Source organism: Enterocloster citroniae (assembly GCF_040545455.1).
In the GTDB taxonomy this organism is placed as follows: domain Bacteria; phylum Bacillota; class Clostridia; order Lachnospirales; family Lachnospiraceae; genus Enterocloster; species Enterocloster citroniae.
In genome coordinates, this window is the sequence record NZ_JBEPLZ010000019.1 from 106242 (window position 1) to 113302 (window position 7061).

Here is a 7061-nt window from a genome sequence, read left to right on the forward strand (position 1 = left end):
TTTTTCTCCTTACATCTTTGATATGACTGTGCTGTCTGTTGTTTTCATAAGGTCATACAGACGCTTAACAGCTGTTATGAACATCAGGGAAAAACCAACCGGTATGGAGGCGGCAACCCATACATAGCTTAGAAAGGGAATCCCCTCCAGGGTCCGTTTGCCCACATTGGCGCATAGCTGAAGCCCCTGCCTTACCATCACAAACATCATGACCAGCAAAACGGCGTATACGATCAGAGCCACTGCTTTTTGAAGTGCAACCGGAAGCTTACCTATTAATATATCCACATTCACCATTCTTCCTGCCCTGAACGCCACATCCCCGCCCAGAAATGTAGTCCAGGCCAGCATCAAAAGGGCCACATCGTTACACCAGTTTAAGGGATGGCCTGTCAGGCGCACCGCGGCCCCCAGCATTAATACGGATGTAAAACCCACTACACAGGTCATTGTAATTGCAAGCTCTGCCTTGTTCAGAATCTCAAAAAACTTTTTCATCCTCAGTTTTACCTCTCTCTATACCGGAATCACTCATCCCTATCTTCCAAGTGCTTCCATCACCTGGTTATATGTATCTGTAAGCCCAAGCTGCTCATAAGATGTCTTTGCAGCTTCCCGGAACGCATCAACATCTATCTCTGAATGGTCGATCACAGTCATACCCTCGTCAATACACTTCTGTTTTGCTTCTTCCGTAAACTCACCAAGCATCTTTTCCGAGCAGGCGCTGCTTGCCTCATCGCAGGTTTCCATCAGAATGGTCTGGTACTCCTCGGGAAGGCTGTTGAACCATCCGGCGTCAACTACCACGGGATTTAACAGCAGAATATTATGTGTCTCGGAAATCGTATTCACGTTCTTGATCTCATAATAGCTTTCGGAAACAATACAGGGATACACATCTTCGTAACCATCGATCACCTTGTTTACAAGATTATTATAAATGTCCCCGCGTCCCATTCCCTGAACGCTGCATCCAAGTGAACTCACAGCCGCTCTCCAGATCTCCGTATTGGGGCAGCGGAGGGTAAGTCCCTTCAGGTCCTCTGGTTTGGTCACCGCCTTGCCTGCCACCACGTTCCTGTAACCCTGCACAAGATTCAGGGACACTACCTTAATATCGTTCTCAGCCTCCAGTTCCTGGATCCACTCTTTTACCATATCCAGCTCTTTGACCGCATTGATATCATCCATGGTTTCCACAAAATATGGAAGATTGAACATTGCCAGCTCCGGTACATAGGTTCCCAGACGGGCAAAATCCGTGTTGTAGCCCCAGTTTGTGTCTGAATCCTTAAATGAGTTAATGATATCCTCCTCTGAGCCAAGTGTGTTGCTGGGGTACAGGTCAATGACAAGTCCGCCATTCGTCTTTTTTGCAACCGCATCCGCCCATTCCTGGAAACATGCCTGGTATGGATGGGTCTCGGTCTGGGCATGTCCGAACATCAATGTGTAGCTCTCACCGGCCGCCTCTGTTCCTTTTTCTTCTTTCTCCTCTTTGGACTGGGCAGCGTCTGTGCCTTCCTTTTGAGTGGATGCAGGAGCTGCATTTCCTGAATTGGAAGAGCAGGCGGTTGCCGTCATTGCGATTGCCATTCCCATTGTCACTGCTGCCATACGTTTCATCATCTTTCTCATTTGAAGAACCTCCCTGATTATACGTTTTGTTAGTTTTTAGAGCCATCTCTATGGTGGTATTGTAATAAATGACCATATTTTTCGCAATGGTAATTGTGCACAAATTTTGAATCCATTTTTCGTATACAATTTTTGTATACAAATTTTGTATTCTGTTTTAAACTATATTCAAGCTGAACGTAAACTACAATTAAATTTATATGGAGGATACAACCGGGTATGAAACAAGTATCGTTTCCCTTTAAGACCAGTTTTCAATGTGTCTTGGAGACAAAAGAACAGTTTCCTGAAATCAGGATGCTGTTCCGGCTTTTGCGCAGAGAAGGATTTTATGGTGTGGAATTAAATTTACCTGATTTAGGATTGATCAAACCGGAGGAACTGCATGGTTTATTAAAAGAGTACGGCCTTAAGATGGATATGCTTGCAACCGGCGCCTATGCCAAAACACATCATCTCTCCCTCAGCAGCGCCATTCCCAGTGAACGGCAAAAGGCCGTTGAAGGGTGCCGTCAGAATATTGATTACGCTGCCGCTATGGGGTGCGGGATCATATTGGGATTTTTTAAAGGAGGCCCTGAGAGCGGCAGCAGGGACGGGGAACAGCATTTCCTTACATCCATGATGGAGCTGAAGCCGTATATAGAAGAAAAGCAGGTCCTGGTCCTCCTGGAGGCCACCAACCACAAGGAATCATCCATTATCAAAACCCTGAAGGACGGGGCCAGGATCATTGACTGTCTGGACAGCCCCCTGATACGCCTTCTGGCTGATACATATCATATGAACATAGAGGAAACCTCTGTGCTGGATTCCCTGAAAGCGTATCAGTCCTACTATCCTCACCTTCATATTTCCGATAACAACCGTGCATTCCCCGGGCTGGGAAGCATGGACTTTACCGCTATCTATGAAAAGCTGATAGAAATGGATTACAAGGGCACACTGGCAGTGGAAGGAAACATCCAGAACAGTCTTCTGTTTGACATAGAAGCCTCTGCCGCTTACCTTCATAACACATGCCGCAACTTATCCTTGCCCTCCCCTAATCACTTTGACATTTCACTGAAAATGGATTAAAATGGTTCTATCATTTGGAAGCTGTTACAGGAGGATATGATGGAAAAAGAAAGCAGTCTGGCTGTAAAGGCCTATGAGACAATACGGCAGCAGATTTTTGATTTTGATCTGTTCCCCGGTCAAATCGTATCCGATTATCTTCTCAGCAAGGAACTGAACATGAGCCGTACTCCCATCAGGCAGGCATTAATGCGGCTGGAGAATGAGGGGCTGCTGGAAGAACAGAGCGGCAAGAAGAATTACCGCATTTCAACCATAACAACAGAGGATATACAGGATCTCTTTGATTTTCGAGAGGGGATCGAAACCACGGCATTCATGCTTGCATGGAGGAGAGGGATCACACCTGACCAGCTGAAAGCCCTTCAGGATATCACCAATAATATGAAATCCACCAATGAAGCAGGCCAGGCCAAGGAGCATTTTTTCTATGATCAGCAGTTTCATAACGAGCTGGTTGCCCTTTCCAATAACAAGCGGTTGGTCAAAGCCCATGACGAGATCCTGCTTCAGCTGACCAGAATGCGTTTTCTCTCCTTTCTTGAAAATTCCCTGCAGAGCAAAGCCTGTGTCAAGCACCAGGCCATACTGGATGCCATCCGGGACCAGGACTATGAGAAAGGACGCCAGGCCGTCATTGACCATGTGCGCTCATCCAAGGAGGATTATATCAACCTATTCGGCAACGGGCTTTCCTCCAATTCCCTATGTCTGCTCCGGTATTTTACACGTACCCCCAAGGAGGAGCCGGAGGAAGGGACGTCCAATGGGACCGAGGGCGGAACCGGGCCCTGATCAAACCTGATCCATAATCTCTTGCAGCCAATGCAAAAAAACTCCTTCCTGTTTCCATCCCAGGAAGGAGTTTTTCAGTGATTCATATTTCACCATGGCAATACCGCTTTACCGCCTTCAATGGTTCCAAATAAGGTTTTCCATACATCCCGGATGCCGGTCCCAGCATCCCTATCAGTGAAATGGCTTCCCATGTTTTACAAAGCCTCTCCGTTTGTCTTTATGACCTTTTTGTACCAGTAAAAAGAATCCTTACGCCTGCGGGAAAGATCCCCGGTTCCATCATCAAATTTATCGACATATACAAAACCGTACCGTTTTGCCATTTCCCCGGTAGACGCTGAAACCAGATCAATACAGCCCCACGGGGTATATCCGATTAAGTCAACCCCATCTTCCTCAACGGCCAGCTTCATCTGCTCAATGTGCTGCCGCAGATAGTCTATCCTGTAATCATCACGGATTCTTCCGTCTGCCTCCACCGTATCATGGGCTCCCAAACCATTTTCCACTACCATCATAGGCAGATGGTAACGGTCGTAAATTTCATTCAAACCGTCCCTCCTTGTTTTTATCTTTCCCTATGGCACGCTTACCGGCTTTTGCATGGAAAGCGGTGCCGCCAGCCGGACACAAGCATTTTTAAGACACACTCTAAAGTTCAATTTGCGCCATCACGAAATTATCGGTACGGAACGCCTCAACTGCTTTGTCTGCGACTTCACAATGTGCCGGGCTTGCAAGCAGCGCGTCAAATCCCGCCTTATCCTTTACATCAACAGTCATGGTGACTACATTTGCAGGACCAGCCCAGCCCAGATTCCTTGCCACAGTGATTGCCTGGATTGCAGGAACGCTGTCTTTCATTGCACGCATTTCATCCATTTTCCGATTGATTACTTCATCGGGAGTTCCTTCTTTTGCGGTAGCCATAAAAATATGCCGTATCATTGATGATTCCTCCTTAAAAGTTTTCAGCCCAGGCTTTCAGCTCTGTGGCTTTTACATTTGTATTGAACCGCCTGCCATCGCAGAGTACGGCTCCTTTACAGGACTCCGTAAGTTCGGCATTGGTATTTCCCATACCGCTGCTCCCGGAGGTGACAAACGGAATGACCTTCTTGCCAGTTAAGTCGTACTGCTCCAAAAAGGTATTGATGATCGTAGGGGCCACATACCACCATATGGGGAATCCTACAAACACCCGATTGTACTGTTCCATGTTCTCCACTTTGTTTGCAACAGCGGGGCGGAAGGATTTATCGTTCATCTCCACACTGCTGCGGCTCTTTTTATTCATCCAGTCTAAATCCGCGCTTGAATAAGGTTTTTCAGGCCGAATTTCATGCAGATCCGCACCAATTGTATCTGCTAACAATTTTGCCAGCTTTGCGGTTACCCCGCTGGCAGAGAAATATGCTACCAATGTTTTACTCATGATCATTTCCTCCATTTTTATTGTTTACATATAGCTGACAGTTTCAGAAATCTCTTTACGCTGACTGTGCGCTGCAAGGGGTTTTGTCCCCTCTGCCGCATATCCCAAATCCAGCAACATCAGCACTTCTTCGTTTTCGGGAAGTCCCAGTTCCTTTGCCATTTCCTCCGGATCAAAGAAGTTGATCCAGCAGCTGTCCACCCCCTCAGCCTTGGCCGCAAGCATCATATGCGTTGCCACGATACTGGCGTCCTCAACTCCGGAATCCCGTTTTTCACCCGGATAAGTAAAGACATTGTTTTTATCAAACGCTACAACAGCAACCGTTGCCGCGCCATAGCGGCAGGGAGTTGCATTGTCGAGTTTGGCAAGCGCTTCTTCAGACTGCACCACATAGATGTGCTGCTCCTGAAGATTTTTTGCGGTGGGGGCCAGCCGTCCTGCCTCCAGAATGGCATGAAGCTGTGATGTTTCCACCGGGCGGCCGTCAAACTTTTTGCAGGCATAGCGTTCTTTCATTACTTTCTGAAATTCCATATTGTTTTCCTCCTGATTTATAATGATTTTCCAAGCTCATAGGCTTTTTCATGTGGCTGGTTTTGCGGGTCATATCAGGGCTGCCACATCCGGTTCCCAATATCATACCCATATACTGAAAGTGCATATAGCCGCACAAACCGGTGTAGTAATCGCGAAGACAGCTCATCGTTTTAGGGTCGTGGGCACCTTCATCAGACAAATCCGTTTCTGCCTCCGTCCTTTACTTCACGCCAAACCGGGCAAAGAAATCTTCAATCTGGGCCGCATCTTCATGATTCATAAATAGATTCACGCCCTGGTCCAGAGCCTCAATCTGCCCCATTTCTTCAGCATTCAACTGGAAATCAAAGATATCTAAGTTTTCAGCCATACGCTCCTTATGAGCGGACTTTGGAATCACAGGAATACCGCTCTGTACAAGAAACCGAAGCGCAACCTGCCCGGTTGTCTTGCCATACTTCTGGCCAATGGATGTCAGGACCGGGTTTATAAAGATACCTTTTTCTCCGCGGGCGAAAGGAGCCCATGCCTCCACCTTTGCTCCATATTTTTCTATGAATCTGCGGTCATTCTTATGCTGCTGGAACACATGGGTTTCCAGTTGGTTGACCATCGGTCTGACTTCGCTGAACAGCGCTAAATCCATGAAGCGGTCGGGATAAAAGTTGCTGACACCGATGGCTTTCACCTTGCCGTCCCTGTATGCTTCCTCCATAGCCCGCCATGTACCATAATAATCATTGAACGCCTGATGGACAAGCAAAAGGTCAATATAACCGGCCTGCAGCTTGCGCAGGGACTCGTCAATCGAAGCCTTTGCCTTTTCGTATCCGGCGTTCATAATCCAGACCTTGGTGGTGATGAACAGTTCTTCCCGTTTCACCTTGCCTGCGGCAACCGCCTTGCTGACAGCGTTACCTACTCCTTCTTCGTTGTAGTAAGCCTGTGCCGTGTCAATCGCCCGGTACCCGACCTCGATGGCATCTGTGACGCAACGCTCACACTCCTCCGGGCTGATCAGGAAACAGCCGTACCCCAGCATCGGCATTGCTGCTCCGTTACTTAATGTGACATACTCCATTTGATGTTCCTCCTGACTGTTATTTTTTGTTTCTGATGTCGTTTCGCATGGTGTCCATGCTCATGATAGCGCTCTCTAATCTGTGGATTTCATCCAAGGCTGTCTTACGTTTCGCGCCAAGAATCCGCAGCCTTTCGGAATTAGAACATTCTCCGGCAGAAAGCAGTTTCAGATAATATGCAGCTTCTGCTTTAGAAAATCCCATCTCCCGAAGCTGCCCTGCCATTTTTTCCGTTTCGTCCATAGCACCTCTCCCTATAAAAAACTGTAGATGCACCGTTTTTCTTGGTACACCTACAGTATAGAATGATCATTTCAAAATGTAAAATGCCTATATTGAGTGCGTGGAAATTCATTTTTTGTATTGCAGATTTTACTCCTACCCCTACCCGGTTAGTTGAAATCCTAAATGCAACATTGAAGTTGTAAATGCACATTGGAAATTTCACGAAGTTGTAAATGCACCATGACATGGGTAAATGCAAC

Annotated in this window: 10 protein-coding genes and 1 pseudogene; 2 read left to right on the forward strand and 9 right to left on the reverse strand. The window is 47.1% G+C overall.

The genetic code is table 11. The features are described from left to right. Positions 1–9: 9 nt before the first annotated feature. Entirely contained in the window at positions 10–498 is a 489-nt protein-coding gene (locus ABID13_RS20675) for a TRAP transporter small permease (protein WP_007867353.1), read from the reverse strand. A 39-nt stretch (positions 499–537) separates the two neighbouring features. Beyond that, positions 538–1641, reverse strand: coding sequence for a TRAP transporter substrate-binding protein DctP (dctP, locus tag ABID13_RS20680; RefSeq protein WP_048929353.1), 1104 nt, complete (start codon positions 1639–1641; stop codon positions 538–540). Between the two features lie 219 nt (positions 1642–1860). On the opposite strand from dctP, the gene ABID13_RS20685 reads away from it, so the two are divergent. Both ABID13_RS20685 and ABID13_RS20690 read left to right on the forward strand, forming a co-directional pair. Next, complete coding sequence (locus tag ABID13_RS20685) at positions 1861–2721, forward strand: sugar phosphate isomerase/epimerase family protein (protein ID WP_045092321.1); 861 nt, start codon at positions 1861–1863, stop codon at positions 2719–2721. A gap of 39 nt (positions 2722–2760) precedes the next feature. Continuing rightward, a complete protein-coding gene (locus ABID13_RS20690; protein ID WP_007867362.1) occupies positions 2761–3516 on the forward strand; it encodes a GntR family transcriptional regulator in 756 nt (251 codons plus the stop codon). A gap of 197 nt (positions 3517–3713) precedes the next feature. On the opposite strand, the pseudogene ABID13_RS20695 reads toward ABID13_RS20690, so the two are convergent. The 7 genes and pseudogenes from ABID13_RS20695 to ABID13_RS20725 all read right to left on the reverse strand — a co-directional run. Beyond that, positions 3714–4079 (reverse strand): annotated as a pseudogene (locus ABID13_RS20695) (family 1 glycosylhydrolase); the annotation flags it as partial. 91 nt (positions 4080–4170) lie between these two features. After that, the gene (locus ABID13_RS20700) at positions 4171–4467 is read right to left on the reverse strand and encodes a Dabb family protein (protein ID WP_048929354.1); all 297 of its coding nucleotides are present in this window, start codon (positions 4465–4467) and stop codon (positions 4171–4173) included. A 13-nt stretch (positions 4468–4480) separates the two neighbouring features. Beyond that, the gene (locus tag ABID13_RS20705) at positions 4481–4954 is read right to left on the reverse strand and encodes a flavodoxin (RefSeq protein ID WP_048929355.1); all 474 of its coding nucleotides are present in this window, start codon (positions 4952–4954) and stop codon (positions 4481–4483) included. A 24-nt stretch (positions 4955–4978) separates the two neighbouring features. Then, entirely contained in the window at positions 4979–5491 is a 513-nt protein-coding gene (locus ABID13_RS20710) for a nitroreductase family protein (RefSeq protein ID WP_048929356.1), read from the reverse strand. Beyond that, the gene (locus tag ABID13_RS20715) at positions 5442–5693 is read right to left on the reverse strand and encodes a hypothetical protein (RefSeq protein ID WP_197092167.1); all 252 of its coding nucleotides are present in this window, start codon (positions 5691–5693) and stop codon (positions 5442–5444) included. The genes ABID13_RS20710 and ABID13_RS20715 overlap by 50 nt, the downstream gene beginning before the upstream one ends. Positions 5694–5714: 21 nt before the next feature. Further along, positions 5715–6575 (reverse strand): aldo/keto reductase, encoded by an 861-nt coding sequence (locus ABID13_RS20720; protein ID WP_045092326.1) that lies wholly within the window; start codon positions 6573–6575, stop codon positions 5715–5717. 19 nt (positions 6576–6594) lie between these two features. Then, a complete protein-coding gene (locus ABID13_RS20725; RefSeq protein ID WP_048929357.1) occupies positions 6595–6819 on the reverse strand; it encodes a hypothetical protein in 225 nt (74 codons plus the stop codon). Positions 6820–7061: the final 242 nt, after the last annotated feature.